Consider the following 23,037-nt stretch of genomic DNA (forward strand, 5'->3'; position numbering starts at 1 on the left):
AAAAGGACTCAATGCGACGCTCCCCGAAAAGATGCCATGGTCCTTGAGTCAGTCCTTGGGAAACATCATTCGACGAATATCGGGAGCGCTGCGCCCCGGTCCTCGAAGTGGGTGAGGCTTCGAACGATGTAATACTCTGCGATTTCTATACGGTTCCGTCCGACCTTCGTCAGCCGAAGAATTCCCGTGGCAATTGTTGCCGCAACCGTTCCGTAGAAAGTCACATCTGCCTGTCCTTCTGCGGCATTACCAACGTACATTCCAAAGACGTCATCGCATTGCTGCATCATGAAGAGGCCCCCTCCGTTTCGAAGGGGCAGTTCGAGATATTCGGCCAGCGTCACCAGTGTCTCCGGCTCCTGTCATTGTCGGCCAGCGTGCGAGCCCGAAGTTGTCGTCGCAGGCACACCTCATCAGAAAGTCTGGCTCGAAAGCGGTCGGCGCGTAAGCACATCGAATCAGCAACAGATGACTACCGAATCGCGGTGCCGTGTCGGGGGGCGCGGACATCGTTTCCAATCACGGAGAGCTTGCGCTTCATACGATTGCCCAAATTGTGCAGGTCCCGACGGTTGTGTCGGTTGCGCGTGATACCAGTCCCTGTGCGGGAACAGTTGTATTGCGAGGCACCAACAAACTGAGCCACGTCGCATCGTTCAATTCGCCAGTAGCTCGCGTTCAAGTTCGGCAAGGACGCCGCGTCAAATCGACGCGAATCCACCTGGCGCGGCTCTTCGTCCGAAGGAGCTCGCATGCACTGGTGCCGTCTATTTCAACAGCTGCTAGTGCTGGATGGTCACCTGGTGGACCCTGCTCGAGAATACGTAGCCAAAGGGACTCGGTACCGTGAGCGCCCCAAGATTCTGAGTGGAAACTGTTAGCGACGCACTGGCTGGACTAGAGCCGGCGTCAATGTGGGTCCGCACAATCACGGTGTTCGCCCCGTATGCCTGCTGAGTAGTTTGAACGGTCTGAGATTCTGTTCCTACTTTATTCAAGCTTGTTTGGAATGCCAGGCTATCGGTTACAGTTACAATATACTTATAATTCGAGTCATAAATAAGGTAGCTCACGGGAATATGACCTGCGGCGGTTATTGAAGACGGCGTCTGCGAGCTATTTCCGGACGCTGAGAATGATAATGTGCTTGTGGAGCCGTACCCATAGAAGAACACTTTATTGCAAGCATTGAAACCATAAATAGCTGCAAAGGCAAATGAGGTTGCGCTCTGTGAGGTCAGGCCATGTGCTCCTTGAGCGGCGGCGTCAATCGACACAAAGCCGGTGATGCAGCCGTCCGAAGTGGAGTAGACGCCATAAACATCCCCGTCTGCTCCGCTGAACGAATATTGGTCGATACCCGCTTGCGCTAATAAGGAAGCGGCCGAAAAGATGGATGCGCCGGCGATGCGACATACAGTCGGGACAACGCGACGGCTGTGGGATGAGGAGGAATGTAAGTTCACGTTATGTCTCCATTTGCAATAGACGATGCAACGGATTCTGCACGAGCTCACAACACCGCCGGCTTACTCGGCAATTCGCTGCGCCCCTCCTGTTGAACCGGGAAATGCCTCTTGAGCAGTGCGCTTACCTGCTCGACGCCCTGGAGTACCCCCGATTCATACATGGCGCGCCGGAACTCTGCCTCCATGCTCTGGCAGATGGCTTCCCACTCTTCGGCATGCACCCTGGCGTGCACACCTCGGTCCGCGAGCAGGAGATAGATGAGTACGCCATTGTTATGCTCGGTGTCCCAGACCCGAAGGTCCGAAAAAACGTCAATCGCTCGCTCCCTTGCCAAGGTCCCACGACCAGAAGCAGATCGTAGCTTTCGTGGTCGAGCAACGATTTGGCTTCGGGTCCATTACGCGCCCAGTCGATCACATGGTCCGCTCCATGCATCATCTCTGCGATAGGCTCGCCAATCATTTCATCATCTTCGATCAGCAACAAACGCATGGCACTATCGCTCCCTGGACCGCATCATTGTCGGGAACTCCAGCTTAAGCCCGCCTTAAGCGTCGCTTGGCTCTGATGTGATGGACGACTCCCGCACGCTGGAGCGCGCTTCGGCACACGAGAAAGCAGCCGCAGCGCTTCGTGAGCGTTAGCAAGACGCTCGAAGCGAATACGACCGGGTTTGATGCCCTGTTCGCGGCGGATTGTCCCGATGCCACAGCTCGCGGCATACTGGGAAAATATCAAAGCTCCGCTACCACGGGCTTGACGAAAAGGAAGAACAGTCCAGCCCGGCACCTTACCACGCATGCTTGCCTGTACTTGTCTACCGAACTGTTGAGTAGCGAACAAAATCACCGGTGATTTCTGCGTTCTTCACAGATGTGAAGGAATCGGTTGGTAGCCCTGGCCATGATTCGGGGCACACGTATCGTGGCTGGCCGCTCCGTCCGGATCGGCGAGTTACGATCCGCACACATTTTCCCCCTTGCGCCCGCGTACGAGAGAAAGGGCAGCTTCATCCCCGGTTGCGAGCAGCTTTGCGCCCACGAGCTTCTCCTTGCACACGGCTTCAGCCATGCTCCCACCTCGATTCTCCATGAGCCATCGGATAGACCACGCCCGCACGGTCTGATCCGCGGACGCGGTCACCACCCGTCGACCGACCGGGCTGAAGGCGGCGGAATCAACCGCATCCTAATGCCCGCTGAGCAGCGCAATTTGCATTGATGCATGCGCGCCACGCATCAGTTCCAGCTCTGCTTCTACCGATTCCGGCGAAAGCCGACTCTTCCCCATCGCCAGCATGGCGAAACGCATTCCGCGATCATAATTTCCCGCGTCGTTCGCGGTCGTCGCGACCGACGCCAATACAAGGGAAGTCTGGCGTGCGACCGTCCGAGTCTGGTGAATGATCCACCCACCCGTCTCAATCACAATGACTGCGATTACGCCCAGTGCGCGACTCACTGCCCGGTCCCTGCAGGCGTGTGCGTCTCGCCGCCTGCCGTCTGTCGCGAAGGGCGGCACCCCACCCGGTTTCCGCCGCTCTCAAGTTCATCTCGTCAATGTCCACAACGAGGGCTAAATCCGACCCTCCGGGACAGGTGTCGCCAGATTGGCTTTTGGGTCCCCGGCCATGCCTCGGTGGGCGCGCAAAGTGCGGTTCATCGCCCCGTAAATTAATCAGCATCCCGGATGATACGGCGATGCTTCTGGCATCAACTTAAAACTGAGACTCGATGCAGCCACCTTCTTCCTTCGATGAAGCGGATCGGCGTAGTTGCACCGTCGAAAGGCACTTGATTTGAGGCGCCATCCTGTTTCTTCAAGCACATAAATGCTTCAACCGTCTTTCTGCAAACCCTATACCACGTCAATAGCAATGGGGACGGCGCGTCAGGAACCAGCACCCGTAATGAATTTTTCACACAAATCCTGTTCCCGCGATCTAGTGTGTTTTCGTACGTGCATCGGAGGCGCATCAGTTCATCTCTCGACGGGAGGTAGCAAGCGTTGGATTTGCGGTGGAGCAAGTCGTTTTCGCATGGGTACGAGTGACAGAACCCGGCAGTGCGGAGGCGTTTTACCCTTTTTCGCGAGGCACACAATGAAATTCAATTTCAGACGCCTATCCAGCTTTGTTTCCCAAGGCATCGCAGCCGGCGGTGTCGTCGCTCTCACGTGCGCGATCGGGCCAGGCTCTCAGGCGCAGACGTTAGGACCGCTCGTCACGGTGGCCGCAGGCGATCCATTCAGCGGATGCACGGCAGACCAGGTACATGCGCAGGAGTCAGCATTCGGGAGTGTCCTGTTTCCGGCCACGTCGATCGAGCCATGGGTGGCGACCGATCCGATCAACCCGTCTCGCCTCCTCGTGGGCCACCAGCAGGACCGGTGGAACAATGGTGGCTCACGCGGGCTCGTCGGCGTCGTCTCCAACGATGCTGGCAGCACCTGGACCAATTCGATCCCGCCCGGCGTTACTGACTGCACCGGGGGCAAATTCCGTCGCGCGTCCGATCCCTGGGTAGACTTTGCGCAAGACGGAACGGCATTCTTTTTCGCGCTGGTGTTGGATCCCGCGCAGCCGACGACTCCGTTTGGCGCACGCAATAGCGCGATGCTGGTCAGTCGTTCCGTCGACCACGGCGCGACGTGGCAACCGCCCGTTACGCTGATTCGCAACAACTCGCCGCACGTGCTCAATGACAAGAACTCCCTCACCGCCGATCCGACCGCGAACAAATACGTCTATGCGGTGTGGGATCAGCTGAGTGTGTTCCCACAAACGAAGGACGCCGCCCAGTTGCTCGCGGAAAACGATGGTGTCCTGATCGCGCGCAAATTGCGTAAAGCTGCAGCGTCAGCAGCGGGCGGTGCCCCCTTGTTCAAGTTTAATTTTACCGGCCCGAGTTTCTTCTCGCGATCCATCGACAACGGCGTGACATGGAGTACGGCCACCCCCATTTACCAGCCGGGCACGAACGCACAAACGATCGACAACATTGTGCGGGTGTTGCCTGACGGGACCCTGCTCGATTTCTTCACCGCGATCAATGTCACGCCGTCGGGTCTGAGCATCGGGTATATAACGTCCGCAAATAAAGGCGTGAACTGGACAGGGCCGACATTCCCCCACGATATTAGCGTGGTCGGAGTGGTAACTCCGGACAGCGGTCAGCCGGTACGCGATGCTTCCATTCTCTACAGTGTCGCCGTGAACCCAAAGTCAGGGGCTATCTATCTCACCTGGCAGGACGATCGCTTTTCGAACGCGACCTGCACCACGCCCACTGGGTCAATCCCGATCGATGGGATCGTGTTCAGTGAGTCGGATGACGGTGGGGCCACCTGGTCGACGCCAGTGATGATCAACAAGACGCCGGCGAACGCGACGAACCCCTGCCGTCAGCAGGCTTTCATCCCTGCGGTGGTGGCGTCGGGCGACGGCAATACGATCGTGGTGACCTACTACGACTTTCGTAATGACACGAACACACCTGCCGGCTTCGAGGGCACCGACTATTTCGCGCTGTTCTGCTCCACTGCGTGCACGAACCCCACCAACTGGGGCGCCGAACAAAAGCTGACCACAGCCTCGTTCAACATGCTTGATGCTCCCGTGGCGGGTGGCCATTTCCTCGGCGATTACATGGGTCTGGCTGCTAGCGGGCCCGCGACCTTCTACCCGGTATTCGGCACGGCCACGAGTCCCAACGTGACGTCCGAATTCACCCGAAAAATCACATTGCCTTGAGCGCAAATGGCGGCGACTGGAGGAGGTCGCCGCCCAGTCTCCGGGGTGCGCCAAGGTCCTGGCAATAGCTCGTATGGGGAGGGGACTGCGCGAGTTCACTGCGATGCTGCAGCAGTGTTTTCGTTGGGTGATCGCCTTAGACGCCCGTTCCCGTCACTCCCGAACCGCAAGATCTTTTTCATGATCTGCGTCTCTTTTTCTGAGACCAGCCATTCGGAAATGAACACATGCGGGAGAAGCCAATGGTTTGGCCAATGACCGCCTGTCAGTAACCGGTAGGGAACGTCCGCAGCTGGGCAGCTGGAAGTGAATCGGACGTTTCCATAAACGAGCACGAGCCTGAGCGAAGGACCGTTCATGGCCGATCTCGCCTGCATGTCGAGCGTGCGTCTTGCCGCGGACAACCCCGACTTTTTGCCACGCCCAGCCGCGCAGGCGGCATGCGGACCTGGCCTGATCGCCATGGCAATCGCTGAACGCGAGGACTAGACCAAAATGGCGCAACTCCTCTGTGCCCTACCGTCGCGCGCAATCCAGAGGCTTGGCACACCGGAGACAATGGCCTACTCATTACCGCGGTGCTATTTCTTCGGCATAGTGTTCATCGCGGCCCTGTATCTCTTCTAGTCGCTTGCGGGGGAGGCACGCCACATGGATGCCGACGAACTTGCAACACTGCAGACACAGCCTGCCGGCCGCCCGGTGCTGGTCTGGGATGCACCGGTGCGCCTGTTTCACTGGCTGGTGGTCGTGCTGGTGACGGCGGCGTACGTCACCTTGAAGCTGAACTGGAACGACTGGCACGTCCGGGTCGGCGAGTCGCTGCTCGCCCTGGTTGTTTTCCGGCTGCTGTGGGGCTTCTTTGGAAGCGAGACCGCGCGCTTTCGCAGTTTCGTGGCGTCGCCCGCGGCTGCACTTCGTCATCTGCGTCACCTGTTTCGCCGCGAGCCGGATGTGCAGGTGGGCCACAATGCGGCCGGCGGCTGGATGGTCCTGCTGTTCCTTGCGTTGTTACTGGTCGAGACGCTGAGCGGGCTTTACGGCAACAATGACATCGCCGACGAAGGACCGTTGAGCGAAGTGATCCCCTCGTGGCTTGCCAACACTATCTCGACGATGCACGGGCTTGTTTGGGACGTGCTGCTCGCCGCGGTAACACTGCACGTGCTCGTGATCGCTCTCTACGCAATAGCGAAAGGACACAACCTGCTGCGGCCGATGCTAACCGGCTACAAGCTGCTGCCCTCGTTCGTCGACGCGCCGCGCCAGACGCCAGCGCTGCTGGCGCTCGGTGTCGGGGCTACCGCGGTGATGCTGCTCGCGGCTTTTCTCTGAGCTTGCCGCGAACCCTGATCTCAGGGTGCCGTTTCAGTGGTTGCGTCAGTAGGTCCTCGGCGGCACCACCCGGCCGCGGATCTCCCCGTCCCGATGGTTCTTGGTGTGAACGTTGATGTACATGTCACCGGCTTCGAACATCCTGGCGTCGTACGGGGATAGCGTGGCCTGACCGCTAAGTGGACTTGTCATCTCCATGCTGCCCTTCTGAGAGAGCCAGACCCTCACACCAGCGTTTTTGCCGGCCGGGGCGGGCCCTTGGAAATGCGCCATCGCGGCCTGACTCGACAATCCGCTGAAGCGGATGTTCCATGTTACGACCCGCGTACCAGGGTCGTACGTGAGCTTGGCGCTGCCGCTACCGGGAGTCCGCACCGGCGGGACCTGTTGGGGCGCCCGTCAACGGCACCTCAAGTGAGACGGGCGCCGCTTGCGCCAGGGACAGCACGCCCGCCAGGGCCAGACCACCGAATGCCATGAAAGCGCGCCGCGAGATCGATTGTGGCATCTGGTCTTCTCCTTTTTGGGTTTGTTTTTGCTGTGCGGTAACCACTATCGATGAGCGCGGAGCACCTCGTCGACGCCGCTGGCAGCCAAAGGGGTGAGAGAAGGATAGACGCAAGCCGCAGGTAACTCCAGTTGGGGTCCCTGAAGTCTTTGACGACCTCAATGATGAGCCCAAGGCAATCACTCCATGTCCTATGCTTCAGCGATGTCCTCCAGACTTTTTTCGCAACCTCATCGTGGCGCTGCGCGGTCTCGAAGTCCAGGACAGATATTTCGTCTACGAGGCGGTTGTTCCAGGCAGCTTGAGGGCACCTTGACCGTTGCACGTCAAATCCCAGCTTGCCTCGATCTTGGGAGGATGACTGTCGCATGATGTGGCGATTTCGCGATGCAGCGGTACATCGTCCGGCGCGCGTAGCGGGCAATGGAACGGCGACTTCGTAGCAGGAGCGACCGCCTTACGTCGAAAACAGCACGCTTCGAGTTTTTCAAAGCAATAGACCCCTGAGCCGCGCCTTCGAGCAGGCGCAGACTGAGCGGCAGGTTTCAAGGATAGAACGGCCGCCGCTCCACTGGCGCAGGTGGCAACGTTGCGGTCGTTGCACTCATTTGCTATCGCCGTTGGTCCAGGGCCGAGGTGGGCCTCACTGGGACGCTTCGGTTGAGACGGATGTCGATCCGCGTCGACCTGTGAGGTTAGTGCCTCTGTTGTCGCCTTGTCTCGAAGAATCTCGTCCGGAACCGCGGCGAAGCAGTATAGCGAATCAAACTCGAAACGTTTCATGAAGCTATTCGCGAGAAATCCGGATCGCAGCTTCGCTTTACGGCATCGACACTAGCGACTACGCTGCTACGAGAGGCGCGCGGGTCTGCCCTGAAGTCATTCGCAACACCTTGCGCCTTGCCTTGGAGGAGAGCACGCGGCGGACGCCGAACAACTTTATTCAAGTCTGGAGCTTCGTCGATGAACCCCGAAATCTATCAGCCGTCTATTGAAGCCTGCGATGCCTGTGCCGCTGCCTGCGATCGCTGCGCATCCGCCTGCCTCGATGAACCGCGCAGGGTGAACATGGCCAAATGTATTCGCCTTAACGCCGATTGCGCTTCGCTATGCCGCCTCACATCTGCGGCGTTGGCTCGACAAAGCCATTTCGCCCCCGAGTTTTGCGAACTTTGCGCACGGATCTGTGACGAGTGCGCCGATGAATGTGCGCGGCACGCACCTGAGCACTGCGGCACATGCAGCGATGCGTGCCGGAGATGCGCGGAAGCCTGCCGGGCAATCTAATGTCTTGCTCAACATCAGCGCGTCCGCGAGAATGGCGGCGGACGCGTCGCATATTGGGTCGGAAGAATGTCGTACCCGGCTTGAGGATGTCATGGAACGTCGGCTCCAAATGCAGGAAGTCTCCATTCCGGTGGAGGACGCCTCCCTGATGGGCACGCTCGCGCTGCCACAGGACGCTCAATCATTGGTTCTGTTCGCGCACGGCAGCGGCAGTTCGCGATTCAGCCCTCGTAACCAGTACGTGGCCACTGAACTCAACCGGGCCAGCATCGGAACGCTGCTGATGGACTTGCTCTCCGAGCAGGAAGACACCGGTCCCGCTGCCCGCTTCAACATCGAGCTGCTGGCGGTGCGTCTCGCGCAAGCAACGGCCTGGATCGCGGCGAAGCAGACGGCACGCCTCTCGTTTGGTTACTTCGGCGCGAGCACGGGCGCGGCTGCGGCGATCCGCGCGGCGCACGTGTCGTCGGTCCCGATTGAGGCGATCGTTTCGCGAGGCGGCAGGCCCGATCTCGCCGGACGCGACGTCCTCGCCGCGGCGCAGGCGCCTATGTTGCTCGTGGTAGGCGGGCTCGACGCCACTGTCATCGAAGTCAACCGGGAGGCTTTCGCTCTGCTCGAATGTCCGAAGGATCTTGTGATCATCCCCTGCGCGACCCACCTGTTCGAAGAGCCCGGCACACTGGAAGCCGTTGCGCGGTACGCGTTGCAGTGGTTCGAGCGTTATCTCGGCGCCCAAGCGCCCGCACGCAGCACGAGCGTGTCGTTAGCGCGGCGCTCCACAGTGGCGCCCAATGGCTGACTCTCCCGATTCAGCGTTTCGTGTAACCATCGAATGCCTTCTTCAGGCGCCCGGTTGATCTGGAAGTGGCGTGTCTGCGTCGGCGTCATCGACAGTTCGACCAGCGTGCCCGTTTCAAGGTCGAGCGTGGGGAAATACATCAGCGCAAGGTCGCTGCGAAACGCTTCCTGACCGCCGATACCTTCATAGTCGTTGATGAAGTCCCCGGCACCGTACAGGACGAGTTTGCCTCGATACAGCTCGATGCCCTTCACGTGGTGCGACGAATGGCCGTGTACGAGATCCACGCCCGCGGAATCGATCAGTTCATGCGCGAAGTATCGCTGCGAAGCAGGTATGTCGAAATCGAAGTTCTCGCCCCAATGGATCGAAACGATGACGATGTCGGCGGCCTGCCTGACCGCTCGCACCTGCGCGGCGATCGTGCATACGGTGTCAGCTGAAAGATCAGAGAGCCGGTTCACGCCGGGGCGGCCCCGATCGGCGGCCCAGTCCGCGCCCACGCCGCTGCATTCCGTGGCAAAGGCGAAGAGCATCACCCTGCCGCCGCCCGCCAATTCGATCACGGCAGGCGCGGCCGCCTCGACGTCGTCCTGCCCCGCGCCAGCCGTATGAATGCCGGCTGAGCGCAAGGCATTCAGAGTTTCCTTCAACCCGCGATAGCCCCAGTCGAGCACATGATTATTCGCGAGCGCGCAGCAGTCGATTTTCGCGGCGCTCAAGACGGGCGCGTTGGCGGGATGCATGCGATAGTGGATGCCCTTTCCGGGCCATGCGTCCTCGCTGGATGTGACGGCCGTCTCGAGGTTAATGATGCGCGCGGCAGGACTCATGCGCTCCAGTTCGGGCAGCGCATCGTCCCACACGTAGCCGAACGGGACACACTCCGCCAATGGGCCGGTTTTCGCTTCGGCGAGGCTCACATAGTCTCTCGCCGAACGCACATAGGGCTCGTAAAGATGGGGCCGGTTCGGATGCGGCAGGATCTGATCGATACCGCGTCCCAACATCACGTCCCCGCACAGAAACAGCTTGACGCAGTTCATCTTCGCCGGACTGTCCGTCAGTCATATCCGTAGCGTGCCCGAGAGACTGGGACGCCTTGTGGTGAGGCACCCACGCCGCAGGTCAGCCCCGGGACGGCAAATGTATCCGGAAACCTGAACCGATTGTCAGGGCCGACCGGTGCGCCGCAAGTCGCGTTGATCGGCTTCGGCAGGATATTGATCTCGAAGCCGCGGTACTGGACGCTGTCCCACAAGACCATGAGCGTCCCTCGATTCGTTGCCTGCGAGAGATTCATTGGCGCGGGGCCGTCTGTTTTATCCATCGGTTGCCGCCCCGACGAGGCCGTCGATGAAGGTGTGGGCCCGACGTTCACCGTACGAAAAGGCGGAGCCCGGTGACAGGAAGTCGAGCCGTTCCGGAAGAGCTTCGATCGAAGAAACGGTTGCATCAGTCGATACTATCGTCCAGAAAACAGAGTATCGGCGCTCTTTGCCGTTAAGCGAGGTGACGTTTCTGGTGATGACATGGACATCGATATTGAAGCCACGATATGACTTACAGGACTGTGTATCCACGGACTGTCCCTTTCTGGGCAACGATCGTCGCGGCGCTGGACAAGCTGCAGGCGCCCCACCGCATCTGGACCTACGTTCACCAGCATATTTCGGTAATCACAGTCGCGACAAATGAAAAAAAATCCACTTTCGTCGGTCTGGGTTTCAATTTCATCGAAACCAAATGCGCATTGCAGTTTCGGCAAGTCCACTTGGCTACCTCCGCCGCGGCTTTCGCCGCTTTGCGAGTTGCCCAGACTCCGAGGGTCGGCGCGGCAACTCAGGACGCCCGTTCTTCAAGCGGCCTGTTAGCGAGGGCGCGCGCGTCATCTCGCGCCTGGTCTTCACCCGCAGAATCCCTGTCGGTTTCGTGCGGATCGCTCGATCGCGCGCAATTCGTGGGATTGCAAAGCCTTGCGGCTCGGCGCCCTGGTGCACAACTCGCGTGACCTTCTCCTGTTCTGAGGGGGTTGCGCATTGAGTTCAGTTCGGTCAGGCGAAGAACACAAACGGCAGTGTCAGCATCAGGTAGATCGCAAGTCCGGTGGCTGGCAGACCGGTGACGATCGCGATTGCCGCGACCGCGCTTCCGATTAGCGCGAGCGCAACCAGCCAGCGTGAGTCAGCTCTCTGAGCGCTGACGTCTGCGCGTGGGCTTGTATCGACGCGATGTTCTTTGTGCCACGACATGCATTTTCGAATGTGCAGGTCAAGCATGACTACTACCCCCAAGATGTATTCGTCGCCCCACGAACCCGTGTCCTGACTGGAACGTCAAGAGCGACTGCGGATGCAATCGATATCGATGCTCTCATGATAGCCGTCCGCGCACTTGAAAGTGGAAGGGCGCGAGTCTCCCGATCTGCAATCAGCTAATGCAAGACCTGTGGAGAGAAGCAAATCCGGGTGGGTGGGCGGTTGCACGCTGTCAGTTTGTGGTCGCAACAAAAACCGGAACAGGCCGCGCTTGCTCCGCATTGTGCGCTCGCAACAGAGCGACGACGCAGCACGGTTGCAGGAACCCTTCAGGGGCGGCAACGGATCGTACCGCCGCACCGTTTTCATTTTGAGCGTCGGGCATCGATCGGAGCCCGTCAGTGATGATGTGCCTTCGACTCGAATGTGTCAGGGTTCAGAAAACCTCCATTAAGGGGGCCTTCTTTCTTGCCGTGGACCTACGCTATTCAAAGGCGGGAAATGCAACATCACGATTGACTTCGCGCTTGTATATAACCCGCTGCAAAACGAAACTAGCACGTCATCAGTCGGCGCGGGTGTCGAACTCCGGGTCCTGATCGTAAAGGCGCATGGCGCCGGTGGAGGAGACGATCCGCAGTTCGCAGTCGGCCGCGCAGCGCGCCGTGCAGGTGCGCCGTGGTCCGGCCGGGAAAGCCTTGAATTCGCAGGGTGTTCCTGCGCCCCGTGCCCTAGTCCGGCCAGAACATCGGATCGAGGACCTGTTCCATCGGCCACGGGCAGCGCTCAGGAAAAAACGCAAACCCGATATTCGTCTCCTTGCTCGCTTCCTGGCGGGCATCGGCCCACACGTCCTTGATCCACTCGTCGTCGGCCAGAATCGGCTGCAGACTGGGTGTGCCCCTCAGCTGCGCCTTCAACCGCTCGCGTTGCACACGGATCATCGAACGCAAGCTCGGCGAGCGCAACTCCGGCTGGTACTGCCACTTGAGAAGCCACGCGGTAAGGCCCGCGATGCGGCGCGTGATGTTGCGCACTTCTGCTCTGGCTACGTCCTCGATTTCGTCGGCTATGTGCCCGACGTCGACTTCCTCGAATCGCCCGGCACGCAGCAGCGCTGCCTGTTCTCGGGCCCACGCGATAACGTCCTGATCGTAGCTTGTCATGATCGTGATCCTCCTCAGTCCGACGGTCAGTGGATCCTGGAGATGTACGATGCGAGCGCTGCCACGCCGGTGGCGCGCACGACGATGCTCCGGACGACGTGAACCCGGTGAAGCAGTCCAACTGCGCGCGAACTGGAAGCGCGCGTGATACCGCCGCTGCGCATTGCTTTTCAACAGGTAATGTAGCACCCGGCGGTCTTCAAAGCAGGGACGTGGCGCAGAGCTTCAATGGGCCGGGGTGTTATCCATCTTTTTTGTGTGCGAGCGCTCGATGAGTACACCTTGGATCACCGATTGTTTGTTCCATGACCGCCACTTCGACTGCGAAGTCGTCGCCGGCGTATTGTTGCCTTCGGCAGGTTTGTGCCATGAACCACGCTTCGTTTATTCGGCGGCAACTTGAGACCCGGATGACAGCGAGTGCGGCAGAGCAACATGTATCCGCGCAGTTCGCTCGGCGAGCGCCACTCGCCAATCGGCGCTAGCAGCGTGAGCGTGGAGTGCCAGTTGAGCCAGGCGAACAGCCGGCACTTCCGGGGAGCGTGTCAGGATCACTTGCTGCAACCGTCGCCGCTTGAACTACGAATGCAGTTCCACGACGTCTGAATCGGCCACCGGATGATCGGCGCCCACCTGTTGGCCGCTGAACTGCCCGCTCCCCCAAATGCGGGCGAACCTGAACGTGCGTGCGACATCAGGATGCACCCGCAGGGCGACATCCAGCACGGTGTCGCCGCGACGCATCGTAAAGGGCCGATTCCGGTCGACGGATTTCCCAGGGGCCTTGGTGTAGATGCGCACAATGCCCAGAGCTCTGAAAAGAAATGGTCCGATCTCGGCCAGTCCTCGTCCGCCGGTGGCCGAGGTTGCGAGCAGCGGAAAGTGTACGCCGAGCAGGTCTTCGAGCACGGCGCGTCTTCCGGGTTGGCGAGATCGGTCTTGTTGGCCAGCAGCAGCGTAGGGAGGTAAACGCTGAACGGGTCAGCGGGCGACAATACCGCCGTCCCCGCGCGGTCGCTACCCTGACCCGGCCAGCGCTCCGTTGGGATGATCTTTGCCGCGACGAGCCGCTTCAGAATCAGCGCCAATTGTTCTATGCAGTCTGGCGCGCTCAGATCGACCACGAGCAGTGCGCCGTCAGTCGACCGCAGTATGCTGGTGAGTTCAGGCCGCATGAATTCGGCCGAGACAGGCGACAGATCCACCAGTTGAAAAGAAATGTCCTCAAACGGCAGCATGCCGCGAATCGGCAGCCTGGTCGGGCGGTGGTAGGGCCCGAACTCACTATTCGATCCTGTCAACCTCGCGTGCAGGCTGGATTTTCCCGCGCCGGGCGGGCCGATCAAACAGAGTTGGGCCGCGCCGTCGGCATGGACCGCATGTGACGGCCCTCGGTGCGCCGCCTTCCCGTGGCCCACAGATCCCTGGGTGAGCTCTCTCATCCGCGACTTTATATCGGCTTGCAGACGCTCCGTTCCCTTGTGCTTTGGGATGGTGCGGAGCATCTCCTTCAGGCATTCGAGCTGCTCGCGCGGCTCGCGCGCCGCCCGATAGGCTTGTTCGGCCTGCTTGTACTCGGGAGAGAGGTTTGCTGGCATGGGTCTCCGTCAGCGCAGAGGACCATTCTGCGCCGACAGTGAAACACTAGCATGGCGTCAGGCGCTTCACTATTCTGGACGCTTTTTGTGGCTGCCACCGCAACGGCGGTATAAGACCGTCGTATGCCCCTGGTCGCGCAAGGGCTACGCGCATTCTCACGGCTTTCGCGCCCCTCGCCTTACCCGCTCCAGGTATTTTCCTGAAGCGACCTCGATTCGCACAGTGTCCCCTTCCTTGATGAACTGAGGAACGAGAACTTCCATGCCGTTCGCGAGCGTGGCGGTCTTGAAGGTGGAGGTTTCATGCTCGTGCAGGCCCGGCGGCGTAGACACGATGCCTAACTCGACCGCAGGGGGAAATGCGATGGTGACGGGCTGACCCTCATAAAGTTGCACCGGGATTCGCATACTGGGTTGAAGAAACTTTTCGTATGCGCCAATGGTTTCCGAGGGCAAACTGATCTGTTCGAAGGTATCGGGATTCATGAAATGGAAAGCGACACCATCCGTGTACAGGTATTCCATCTCCAGGTTATCGAGCGCGACCTCTTCGAGCTTGTCGTGCGGGTGCAACCGCAATTCCTTGACGTGACCGGACTTCAGGTTCTTGACCTTGGTAAAGACTGCGCTACCCTGCTGGCCGCCGCCGGCGTGGTACCCGGCGCTGACGACGCTATGCAGTTCGCCGTCAAGCATGACGACCATGCCCGGCTTCAGTTCCGAAGCTTCGACCATTTGCTTGTCTCCGCCTGGTCGGCAAGATGACGCCTTGAGCCTAGCACTGCCGCGGACCGCCAACAACCGGCCCGCCGCGACAGCGGCAATTCATTCAGGGAAACTTAATCTGGCCATCCTGGCACGGTGCGCCGCATCTCGCCGGACCGAAGGCTTAGCTGAAACCGGAAATACCAGCGCACGTCGCAACTGATGACGGCTGCTGGAAAGCGGTGGCCATGATAAAGCGGTTTTGCATTCTTTATCGCGCGATCTTACGCGACTATCCCGAGAACGTGACAAAGCCGCACGAACTGGTCAGCCTGCGCCAGGAACTCAGCCACCTGTTCGACGCATACATGGCGACACGGAAAGTGCAGCACCGGTGAGCATTACTATCGGCGGCTGCGATCGTCGCCGCATTGTGCAGTCGGCCGGAGGGGCGGAGGTGACATGACATTGAAGACCCAGTGGTACCGGGACAAGCTCGCGAAAAAAAGTCGCAAGGGCTTTGCGGCTACCCGGTCGCAACGGTTTCCTTCTATGGGCCCGACGACACGCTGGCGACGAAGGTGTCGGTGGGCATCGTCGCGCACGACGGTGCGGATGCCGATCCCGTTGAGCGGTGGTTCTGTCTAACCTGCTGGGGCGTGCTCCGTCACTTGATCCGGCGAGATTTTTTCGGGAAATTTGCGTGGATGCGGCGGTGTAGGTCATCAATTGGGGAGTCCGCCCGTGATCTCGCCGCTCCACCGGTCACGATTGCTCCAGAACGGACACCGCGGACAGCTTTCGCCTTCCGGATAGTCGATGCCTTCCTCATGCGAACACCCGATGATGCGATTGACGGCGGCGACCGACCGGGCGCCCAGCTGTTCGATGAACCGCACGATTGCTTCATTGATTTGCGGATCGGTTCTCGCATCGAAGGGCGACATCGAAGAGTTGCTGTTCGAGCCCGGGGTCATCGTCAGCTATGAATCGATTCGACGCTGGTGCGGCAAATTCGGCGCGGGCTCCGCGCGTCGCGTCAAGGCTGTGCGTCGCAAGCCCGGCACCACATGGCATCTGGACGAAGTATTTGTGACGCTGCGCGGCAAGCCTTACCCAAAAGAGACTTTAATCCGAATGGGAATTGCAATTGTTTTGCATTACTACTAGATGTTGAATATAAAACTATGCCAAACGGTTCCGGGCAGAGAGGACGGGACTGCGCGGCCAACAGGTCTGTTTCGCTCGGAGACGATGCCGCACCAACTTCCGTCAGAGATTCCCAAAGCAGACGTATTTCGGCTCCAGGTATTCTTCGACCCCCGAATGCGCTCCCTCCCGGCCGATTCCCGACTCCTTGATTCCGCCAAAGGGAGCGGCTTCATTGAAGACCAGACTGTCGTTGACACCGACCACACCACATTCAAGTGCCTCCATGACCCTGAATGCGCGCCGGATGTCCGTTGTATAAAAGTACGCTGCCAGGCCCGTTCGTGTGTTGTTCGCAAGGGCAATCGCCTCGTCCTCATCCTTGAACGCGAGTACGCTCGCAACCGGTCCCAGAACCTCATCCCCGCACACGCTCATTTCCGGACGGACGCCAGTCAGTACAGTCGGTAGAAAGAAGTTAGACCCGATCGTCAGGCGCGAGCCACCAATGGCAACGGTTGCCCCCGCCTGCTCCGCCTCGTCCACCAGGCTTTCAAGTCGCGCGACGGCTGTCTCGCTGATGAGCGGGCCGATCTGCGCGCCCTCGGCCATCCCGTCACTCAGGGTAAGTGTTGAGACCTTCGTCACAAGTTGGCGTACAAAGCGCTCGTACACGTCCGTGTGCACGAAGAACCGGTTTGCGCACATGGCCGCCTGCCCGGAATGCCGAAAGCGAGCGTCGATGGCACCTTTGACCGCCAGATCGATGTCCGCATCATCGAAAACGATGAAGGGGCAGTTTGCGCCCAGTTCTAGTGAGACCTTTTTTACCGTGGCCGAGCATAGCGCCATCTGCCGTTTGCCTTCGTTAATGGCGCCCGTAAAAGATACCTTCCTGATGCCCGGATGCGAGACCAGCGCGCTTCTGACGGTATCGCTTTCTCCTGTCAGAACAGACAAGGCTCCGCGTGGCAACCCGGCGCTCTCACCCAACACGCAAAGCGCGAGCGCCGAAAAAGGTGTCTGTGGATCAGGATGATGTACGACAGTACAGCCCGCGGCCAGAGCCGCCCCGATACGCCTTGCAACCATTGACGATGGAAAAGTCCAGGTAGTCATTGCCGCGCAGACCCCGACTGGTTGATGTAGTACGCGGATTCGCTGATTGCGGCGAGGTGCCGGAATATTGTCGCCGTAAATCCTTCGCGCCTCTTCGGCAAACCAGTCGAGGTAGTTGGCGGCTTGCGTGATTTCTGCCCGAGCCTCGTGGAGCGGCTTGCCCTGTTCGCTGCACAGGATAATTGCCAGGTCGTCGCGATGAGTCTCCACCAGGCGCGCCCATTCGCGCAGCACCAGGGCACGCTCGCGGCCACTCCATTCGCGCCAGTCGTTGAAGGCATTGGTTGCACAGGCGACTGCCTCGTCGACCTGCTGGGCCGTCACCTGTGGCACCGAGCCAATCACTTCGTGGGTAGACGGATTGGTGACCGGCACCCTCGGCAGGGATGTGTTGTCGACCCATGCGCCGCCAACATATGCTGATTGTTCGAAAAGACTTGGGCACTGTAGCTTCACGGGTAGCCCCTCTGCATTCGATTGCTTCGTGTGGTTGGGAGTCAGCTGCGTTGATTATCTCGCTTTTGTCTGCTGTCCGGCTCGAATGGAAAGACGTCCCGGCACTCGACCAGCTGCGCCAGGCGGCAGCATGTCGAGCTGGCCCGACGGCGTGCAGAAAAAATAGCAGGAGATGACCGGCCTCCGTCAGTTCAGAAGCGTCGGACCCTTGCCGTACGTCATCGCCTTCGATGTCGCGGGCGGGGCCCGGCCCGTCGCAACGACGATAACGGGGCATTGACGCGGTTCAGTCCGGGAGTCGCTCCAGGATCGCGAGCGACCGGGCGCTATCGAGGCGACTGTTAAACAGAGAGTCGCGCGGTACGATGGTTTCCACCAGGTCGATGATCTGCCCGATCCTCCGCCTTGTTGCGGGTACGGCCCCGCCGACCAGTGACGGCCTGTCCAGTTCTGCAGAGCCGCAGCCAGCACATGGCAATCGTCGTAGACACACCTCAGGCCTTCCCTTCTCACCCCCAGCCATCACAGTCCCTCTTCTGGCTTGTGGGCGCATGCGGAATGCCTCTACCCGGTCAGGGATCACCACGTCGAACCTAGGCGACACGAAGCAAGCCTTGTGTCGTCGCTGCGACGAACGCATACTCCGCACGGAGAGCCTGTTTAAGCAATTGGGGCATCTCGCCATCGCCGGACCACGCCTCTCCCGTTGCGCCGCGATATTTTGCGGACTTCTGCTGAATCTCGTCCTGTGCCATGGCGGCCGCACGCAGATGGCCGCCGCACCGAGCGGAGGCGTTGCTGCGCGTCCTGGTGGCGCTGAAGTGCCAATTGCCCCGGCGGGTTGGACAGGGGCTGTCGGTCAGGTCAGTGGAATTGACGCTTCAGGTCAGTAAGTTCCGAATGCATCAAACTGACTGCATCCTTGATCCTGGCGTCGAGACTACCTGCCTGCTGGCAAGCGCGCTCTGCGCGATCGCCTATCCGTTCGAGATCATCGACACACTGTCGGATCCGATCCTCATCCTTGGACGCCATGACCTTCCTTGCCGATTTGCATTCCTTATCAAGTTCGTCCATCCGGTTCATCAAATCAGCTGGGGTCGTCTTGTCAGCATGGCATGTCCGTGATGCATCGCTGATGGTTTTCTGCAGATGAGTAAAGCGCTTTTGGATTTCACTGGCTTGCAACATGATGCCCCCTTTTCTTGAACATCAGTTCCAGATGAATTTCAGGCAGCAATAGTATTGTGTTGCCCGTGCCCCGTCATTTGCGCGCTTCAACGGGCCACATTGCATTGCGTCAACGCGGCCCCAGGCACGCGAATGATGCTCTTCTAGAGTAGCCCATGATCTCTTGGCTGCTCCCACGTGTCCCTGCGACCAGCGTGGCGCCTTGTTCGACCGTTTGGAGGCAGGAACACACCACACTCTGCATGCAGCAATCCACGCACCTTGCGCGGTAGGTCAAACTCGAGATCCCGAAGATTTGCTACATGCGGCTTGACGCCTTTCTACCGCATAACCCGTGATCGACTACTCGCGCATCCCCTTGTCTTGAGGTATGCCCCCAATTGAAATCGATAGCTTATCCAGCTGATCGACCGAGGACAGATGCTCTGACTCGAGGGTCAGCCGTGATTCGTAAATATCTGAAGCTTCAGATATTTACGATTACCCACACCGGCAGATTAGGCGAAGCGCCATGTAGTCGACGGCGACACCGCCGTGTTCAGGCGGAATCGTGCGAGACGAGTTGTGTGGCAATGGTTCGCATAATGTTCTGAACTTTTCCTACCGACCATGGTGGTCGGCAAGGAGAAGAGAATGGCGCAGTCTGAACTGGCGTGCGGCAAGGAGGGCTCCGCGCGCGCAGCCGAATTCCTCAGCGAGTTCGACGCATATCTGGGGACCGCCAAGGGCCTGGCGGATGGCACCCGCCGGAAGTATGGCCGGTTCGTCCAAGGCTTCCTGGACCGATGGTATGGCGACAGTCCACCGAATTGGCAAGACCTGTCAATCGAAGATCTCCGCGCTTATCTGCGTCACGAACTCTCGTGCAAGACGCGGCGACCATCGAACTCACCCATCATCGCGCTGCGCGCTATGCTACGTTATCTCGGCATGAGGGGGACGGGTGTCGTCCGGTCTCGAGAGGAAGCGCTGCCACGGATCCGGCGATGGCGTCACGCGACGCTTCCAGCGAGCCTGTCGAGCGACGATGTGGATCGGCTCATCAAGTGCGCGGCCGACGCTGCGACGTTTCAGCCACTGCGGAACACGGCAATCGTGCTGCTGCTCGCGAGGACCGGGATGCGGGCCGCTGAAGTCGTCCACCTCAGTTCTGGATGACGTGGACTGGGCCGGCGGCGTCATTCATATCCGAGGGACCAAGTCGCGTCGTGACCTGCCGCTCTTGCGCGACGTCGGACACGCGTTGCTCGCATACATCAACCGGGAGCGTCCGTCATCATCGGACAGGACGATCTTCCTTCAAGCGGTAACGCCAGCGCGACCACTTACCGACTCGAGCGCAATTTCCAAGATCGTCCGGCATGCCTTGAAGCGTGCAGATATCGCTCCCGCACGCGGTGCAGCACATCTCTTACGCCACGCCGCGGCGACAACCATGCTGACACGCGGCATGAGCTTCAAGAACATCGCCGACGTGTTGGGCCATCAGTCCCTGCAGTCCACTCTTCAGCCTGGCCGCGACGATGCTCGAAGGCGAGGAAAAGCTTGTCCGACTGAATCTGGATATGACGAAAACGTCGTTTTCCGTTTGGTACCAACAGGTGCAGGACGGGCTCGCAAGAAAGGATGGACAGGACCTTACACGACTCGCAAAACACGCTGGCGCTGCCCGCGGTCGAAAACGTCCTGACGTACGAACGCCAGGTTGCCGAGATCGGTTCGGCCATGCAGTCGAAGTTGGCAGAGGTGGTCAACGCTCAATACCTTGAAGCCAACCGCCAGGTCCAATGGTTTGTTGAGAATGTCTCGCAAAATATCCCGTCGGCGCCGAGTCTGCAATCACATTTCTGAATCAGGAAATTTCGCTCGTCACAACACTGCCTATGGAAACGCGCAGGCGCGGGCGAGGCGGTCGATGTGGGAAAAAGCAATCTGAGCGTCTCAACGAGAGCTGCATCGGAGTTGACTGGAGCGACTGCCGAGGCAGTCGAGAAAGCTGCAAAAGCAGCGAAAGCGGTGAGGCAATGATTCGAAGAAACGCTACTGCCGCGTGGTCGTAGCGCGGTGAGCCAACGCGATGGCGGCCATGACGCCGGTAGCCAGACGCGTATGGAATATTTTGAAGACACGCACTGCGACGAACCCGTCGAGGACTTCACGACGCCAGGTGGCAGAAGATGATCCCGCTTTTCATCAAAGACTATCAATTCGCTTTTAATTGACCTATGAGAAGCTCTATAGTCAATGTGATTTTTTTGACGCCTACTTTACCTGTTGCCACGCATGAATGCGAAACAACGCGGCCGGTTGAAGTCGAGACACCTGGCAACACGTGCTCCCGCATCTGTCGCGTATCGGCCGGTTCAGTCAACGGCATGACTCGTCCCGAGGTCGATGCCCGCTCGCTGCTTTCGGAGCCGGGTCAACAAACGTTCGGCAAGGTGCGACGTGACGCATTTGGCCCTTGACCTGGCGAGAGTCGGTCTTGAACAGTTCCGCTGGAACGTCGGGTCGGAGCTGGAACGATCGTGTCCTGGAAGTGCCTGGCACCGCGCGCCCTTGCTGGCCAGACCAGGCGTTTCACGACGTCAAGGCGTGATGACGAATTGAAGGTGGTCAACTGGGTGATCGGCACGGATTGACCACCGTCAGCCGGTCGAAGATCACATGGCCGTATTGCATGTCCTGTAGAGAGCTTCATAAGCTTCACGCAAAGCGAAGACGATGATGCACGAATCGTAGAACCTGATCCGTAGAGTTCGGCAACACGGCGAGCTTCCCTGTGGACTTCGAGTGTCAGCGGCATGATCTCGCAGAACTCGATCGCGCAGCGCCTGTCATTTCCGGCTTATTTCGATTCGGCCGACGATGAATACCCCGATTCGGGTGATTGGGTCGGTCGGACCGCCGGCCAACGCGATGAGAATTGGCCGGACTGGTATGCGGAGTACATGGTTTGTGAGCAGGGAGGCAAGGACCTGCCCTTGTGAGCTGGCGGTTCTGACGGTCGCTGTCGCTATCGCGGTGGTCGAAACCTCGCCGCCGCGATTGCGAGAAAAGGTCTTGGACCGGCCAATACTACGCGTCCTCGACATCGACCTCGGACGATGCCGGAGAACACCAACTCGCAGCGTCCGCAGCCAGGTATCCTCCGGACAGTACGGCCATCGTCAGGCCCGACAGGATCTTGCGCGCACTCATTTCCCTACGCGGGCCTGCAGTCAGATCAGGCCCGCACCTGGATACGATTGACGACACCCCCGAATGCATCCGGACACCCGCCGTCCTGTTCCGCCCCATCTTTCGGCCTTGGTCGCCACCCGACCTGCTAGCGTGATCCTGTGGTTTTCCATCTGGAACTTCACGTATGGCTCGCGTTCGAAGGCGGCCGTCAACTGCTTCGAGACCATATCGGTGCGTTGCATGATCTGCCTCGGGCAAAGGTTGGGTGGCGCAGCGCACTTTATGCCGCACTGCGCAAACCGTGCCGTATCAGGCGAGCGCCGGTCAACTTGACACACCATGCATGCGACGGGCAAAGCGTGCCTGCTCGGCCCGGTCCATCAGATCCAGGAAATGATCTGTGCGCATATGAATCAGCGCTTCATGATCACCGGCCTCGAAATACACGTCCGGTTGCTGGGCGAGGCTCTCGTCAAGATAGGTTCGCATGCCGTAGGCCGTACATACCGGCGGCAGCGCTCCCATGTCGCAATCCTTGAACAGTTCCCGCAGATCGACCTCTTTGGCGAGCAGGAGGTGGCGCCCGGTCTTTGCCCAAAGCTCGGACAACCGAACGGCGTAGGTCGATGGCAGCACAGTCGCCACATAGCCGTGCTCGTCTTCAAAAAGCACGGTCTTGGCGAGGCGATCGCCGGGAATATGCGCGGCCGCTGCGGTTTCGATGCTGGAATGGCTGTGCGGATGATGGACGATTTCGTACTGGGAGCCCTTGCTGCGCAGGCAGTCCTGGAGAGTGGCAGAAATCGACATGACACACCTCCTCGGGAGGAAGACGGGAGATTATCGCGCGAGATTCCTTAACAATAGTTCGCTTTCGCTCGCGTGTGAAAAACATGCTGGCGACAGCGCCACGACTGCGCGAGCGTGACGACGAATGGGACGATGCCCGTACGGCTCACGGGTCCGTTTCGTCAATAATGCCCCAGAACCACTACTGGACGACGGCGACCATGCGTTACAGCTTGGCCCTTCTCGCTGCCGCTCCAGTGGTTTCCGCAA

Annotated in this window: 24 protein-coding genes and 4 pseudogenes; 11 read left to right on the forward strand and 17 right to left on the reverse strand. The window is 59.5% G+C overall.

All coding sequences use genetic code 11. From position 1 onward, the window contains the following. Positions 1–65: 65 nt before the first annotated feature. The 4 genes and pseudogenes from C2L64_RS50560 to C2L64_RS50570 form a co-directional block, all read right to left on the reverse strand. Positions 66–344, reverse strand: coding sequence for an SH3 domain-containing protein (locus tag C2L64_RS50560; RefSeq protein WP_079481959.1), 279 nt, complete (start codon positions 342–344; stop codon positions 66–68). 438 nt (positions 345–782) lie between these two features. Further along, complete coding sequence (locus tag C2L64_RS53915) at positions 783–1,466, reverse strand: hypothetical protein (RefSeq protein WP_007741346.1); 684 nt, start codon at positions 1,464–1,466, stop codon at positions 783–785. Positions 1,467–1,513: 47 nt separating this feature from the next. Next, positions 1,514–1,813, reverse strand: a pseudogene (locus tag C2L64_RS55615) (TPM domain-containing protein); the annotation flags it as partial. Between the two features lie 845 nt (positions 1,814–2,658). After that, the gene (locus tag C2L64_RS50570) at positions 2,659–2,931 is read right to left on the reverse strand and encodes a hypothetical protein (RefSeq protein ID WP_244144530.1); all 273 of its coding nucleotides are present in this window, start codon (positions 2,929–2,931) and stop codon (positions 2,659–2,661) included. A gap of 640 nt (positions 2,932–3,571) precedes the next feature. Here C2L64_RS50570 and C2L64_RS50575 point away from each other — a divergent pair. The 3 genes from C2L64_RS50575 (at position 3,572) to C2L64_RS50580 (ending at position 6,556) form a co-directional block, all read left to right on the forward strand. Further along, entirely contained in the window at positions 3,572–5,221 is a 1,650-nt protein-coding gene (locus C2L64_RS50575; RefSeq protein ID WP_103154415.1) for a sialidase family protein, read from the forward strand. Between the two features lie 357 nt (positions 5,222–5,578). Continuing rightward, positions 5,579–5,710 (forward strand): hypothetical protein, encoded by a 132-nt coding sequence (locus tag C2L64_RS56005; RefSeq protein ID WP_007741342.1) that lies wholly within the window; start codon positions 5,579–5,581, stop codon positions 5,708–5,710. A 162-nt stretch (positions 5,711–5,872) separates the two neighbouring features. Next, entirely contained in the window at positions 5,873–6,556 is a 684-nt protein-coding gene (locus C2L64_RS50580) for a cytochrome b/b6 domain-containing protein (protein ID WP_090837747.1), read from the forward strand. 45 nt (positions 6,557–6,601) lie between these two features. Here C2L64_RS50580 and C2L64_RS50585 read toward each other — a convergent pair. Beyond that, positions 6,602–7,064 (reverse strand): annotated as a pseudogene (locus C2L64_RS50585) (CHRD domain-containing protein). Positions 7,065–8,132: 1,068 nt separating this feature from the next. Between C2L64_RS50585 and C2L64_RS50590 the strand changes: the two are divergent. After that, a complete protein-coding gene (locus C2L64_RS50590) occupies positions 8,133–8,351 on the forward strand; it encodes a four-helix bundle copper-binding protein (protein ID WP_376776535.1) in 219 nt (72 codons plus the stop codon). A gap of 91 nt (positions 8,352–8,442) precedes the next feature. Further along, on the forward strand, positions 8,443–9,153 hold the full coding sequence (locus tag C2L64_RS50595; RefSeq protein WP_024163323.1) for a dienelactone hydrolase family protein: 711 nt from the start codon (positions 8,443–8,445) through the stop codon (positions 9,151–9,153). Here the strand turns inward: C2L64_RS50595 and C2L64_RS50600 are convergent. The 7 genes and pseudogenes from C2L64_RS50600 to C2L64_RS50640 all read right to left on the reverse strand — a co-directional run. Continuing rightward, a complete protein-coding gene (locus tag C2L64_RS50600; protein WP_024163322.1) occupies positions 9,075–10,199 on the reverse strand; it encodes a CapA family protein in 1,125 nt (374 codons plus the stop codon). The genes C2L64_RS50595 and C2L64_RS50600 overlap by 79 nt on opposite strands. Positions 10,200–10,475: 276 nt before the next feature. Continuing rightward, positions 10,476–10,736: a hypothetical protein gene (locus C2L64_RS50610; protein ID WP_079481957.1), complete on the reverse strand. Its 261-nt coding sequence runs from the start codon at positions 10,734–10,736 to the stop codon at positions 10,476–10,478. Positions 10,737–11,207: 471 nt separating this feature from the next. Beyond that, a complete protein-coding gene (locus C2L64_RS50615) occupies positions 11,208–11,405 on the reverse strand; it encodes a hypothetical protein (RefSeq protein ID WP_244144531.1) in 198 nt (65 codons plus the stop codon). A gap of 737 nt (positions 11,406–12,142) precedes the next feature. Further along, on the reverse strand, positions 12,143–12,577 hold the full coding sequence (locus C2L64_RS50625; RefSeq protein ID WP_079495244.1) for a DUF29 domain-containing protein: 435 nt from the start codon (positions 12,575–12,577) through the stop codon (positions 12,143–12,145). Positions 12,578–13,128: 551 nt separating this feature from the next. Further along, positions 13,129–14,175 (reverse strand): GTPase, encoded by a 1,047-nt coding sequence (locus C2L64_RS56615; RefSeq protein ID WP_456152452.1) that lies wholly within the window; start codon positions 14,173–14,175, stop codon positions 13,129–13,131. A 156-nt stretch (positions 14,176–14,331) separates the two neighbouring features. Then, complete coding sequence (locus C2L64_RS50635) at positions 14,332–14,910, reverse strand: elongation factor P (protein ID WP_090837752.1); 579 nt, start codon at positions 14,908–14,910, stop codon at positions 14,332–14,334. Positions 14,911–15,047: 137 nt separating this feature from the next. Beyond that, positions 15,048–15,155, reverse strand: a pseudogene (locus C2L64_RS50640) (IS6 family transposase); the annotation flags it as partial. Between C2L64_RS50640 and C2L64_RS53920 the strand changes: the two are divergent. Continuing rightward, entirely contained in the window at positions 15,129–15,278 is a 150-nt protein-coding gene (locus tag C2L64_RS53920; RefSeq protein ID WP_007739072.1) for a hypothetical protein, read from the forward strand. The pseudogene C2L64_RS50640 and the gene C2L64_RS53920 sit on opposite strands and share 27 nt — an antisense overlap. Positions 15,279–15,605: 327 nt before the next feature. On the opposite strand, the gene C2L64_RS50650 is transcribed toward C2L64_RS53920, so the two are convergent. Beyond that, on the reverse strand, positions 15,606–15,779 hold the full coding sequence (locus C2L64_RS50650) for a hypothetical protein (RefSeq protein ID WP_244144532.1): 174 nt from the start codon (positions 15,777–15,779) through the stop codon (positions 15,606–15,608). A 43-nt stretch (positions 15,780–15,822) separates the two neighbouring features. Between C2L64_RS50650 and C2L64_RS50655 the strand changes: the two are divergent. After that, positions 15,823–15,996 (forward strand): annotated as a pseudogene (locus C2L64_RS50655) (IS6 family transposase); the annotation flags it as partial. A 156-nt stretch (positions 15,997–16,152) separates the two neighbouring features. On the opposite strand, the gene C2L64_RS50660 reads toward C2L64_RS50655, so the two are convergent. Beyond that, positions 16,153–17,604 carry an NAD-dependent succinate-semialdehyde dehydrogenase gene (locus tag C2L64_RS50660; protein ID WP_090837754.1) on the reverse strand — a complete coding sequence of 484 codons (1,452 nt, stop codon included), beginning with the start codon at positions 17,602–17,604 and terminating at the stop codon, positions 16,153–16,155. Between the two features lie 864 nt (positions 17,605–18,468). Further along, complete coding sequence (locus C2L64_RS50670) at positions 18,469–18,795, reverse strand: hypothetical protein (RefSeq protein WP_090837756.1); 327 nt, start codon at positions 18,793–18,795, stop codon at positions 18,469–18,471. A 633-nt stretch (positions 18,796–19,428) separates the two neighbouring features. Here C2L64_RS50670 and C2L64_RS50675 point away from each other — a divergent pair. The 4 genes from C2L64_RS50675 to C2L64_RS54710 all read left to right on the forward strand — a co-directional run bounded on the left by C2L64_RS50675 (position 19,429) and on the right by C2L64_RS54710 (position 21,785). Further along, the gene (locus tag C2L64_RS50675; protein ID WP_158660672.1) at positions 19,429–19,953 is read left to right on the forward strand and encodes a tyrosine-type recombinase/integrase; all 525 of its coding nucleotides are present in this window, start codon (positions 19,429–19,431) and stop codon (positions 19,951–19,953) included. A 1-nt stretch (position 19,954) separates the two neighbouring features. Further along, the gene (locus C2L64_RS56540) at positions 19,955–20,485 is read left to right on the forward strand and encodes a tyrosine-type recombinase/integrase (protein WP_407671978.1); all 531 of its coding nucleotides are present in this window, start codon (positions 19,955–19,957) and stop codon (positions 20,483–20,485) included. Beyond that, positions 20,422–20,646: a hypothetical protein gene (locus tag C2L64_RS55630; protein ID WP_007739088.1), complete on the forward strand. Its 225-nt coding sequence runs from the start codon at positions 20,422–20,424 to the stop codon at positions 20,644–20,646. The genes C2L64_RS56540 and C2L64_RS55630 overlap by 64 nt, the downstream gene beginning before the upstream one ends. A gap of 953 nt (positions 20,647–21,599) precedes the next feature. Then, on the forward strand, positions 21,600–21,785 hold the full coding sequence (locus C2L64_RS54710; protein ID WP_007746587.1) for a hypothetical protein: 186 nt from the start codon (positions 21,600–21,602) through the stop codon (positions 21,783–21,785). Between the two features lie 231 nt (positions 21,786–22,016). On the opposite strand, the gene C2L64_RS50695 is transcribed toward C2L64_RS54710, so the two are convergent. Beyond that, entirely contained in the window at positions 22,017–22,220 is a 204-nt protein-coding gene (locus tag C2L64_RS50695) for a hypothetical protein (protein ID WP_024163320.1), read from the reverse strand. A gap of 82 nt (positions 22,221–22,302) precedes the next feature. Continuing rightward, positions 22,303–22,788 carry an aminoacyl-tRNA deacylase gene (locus C2L64_RS50700; protein ID WP_007739728.1) on the reverse strand — a complete coding sequence of 162 codons (486 nt, stop codon included), beginning with the start codon at positions 22,786–22,788 and terminating at the stop codon, positions 22,303–22,305. Between the last annotated feature and the right edge of the window lie 249 nt (positions 22,789–23,037).

Source organism: Paraburkholderia hospita, from assembly GCF_002902965.1.
Classification (GTDB): Bacteria; Pseudomonadota; Gammaproteobacteria; order Burkholderiales; family Burkholderiaceae; genus Paraburkholderia; species Paraburkholderia hospita.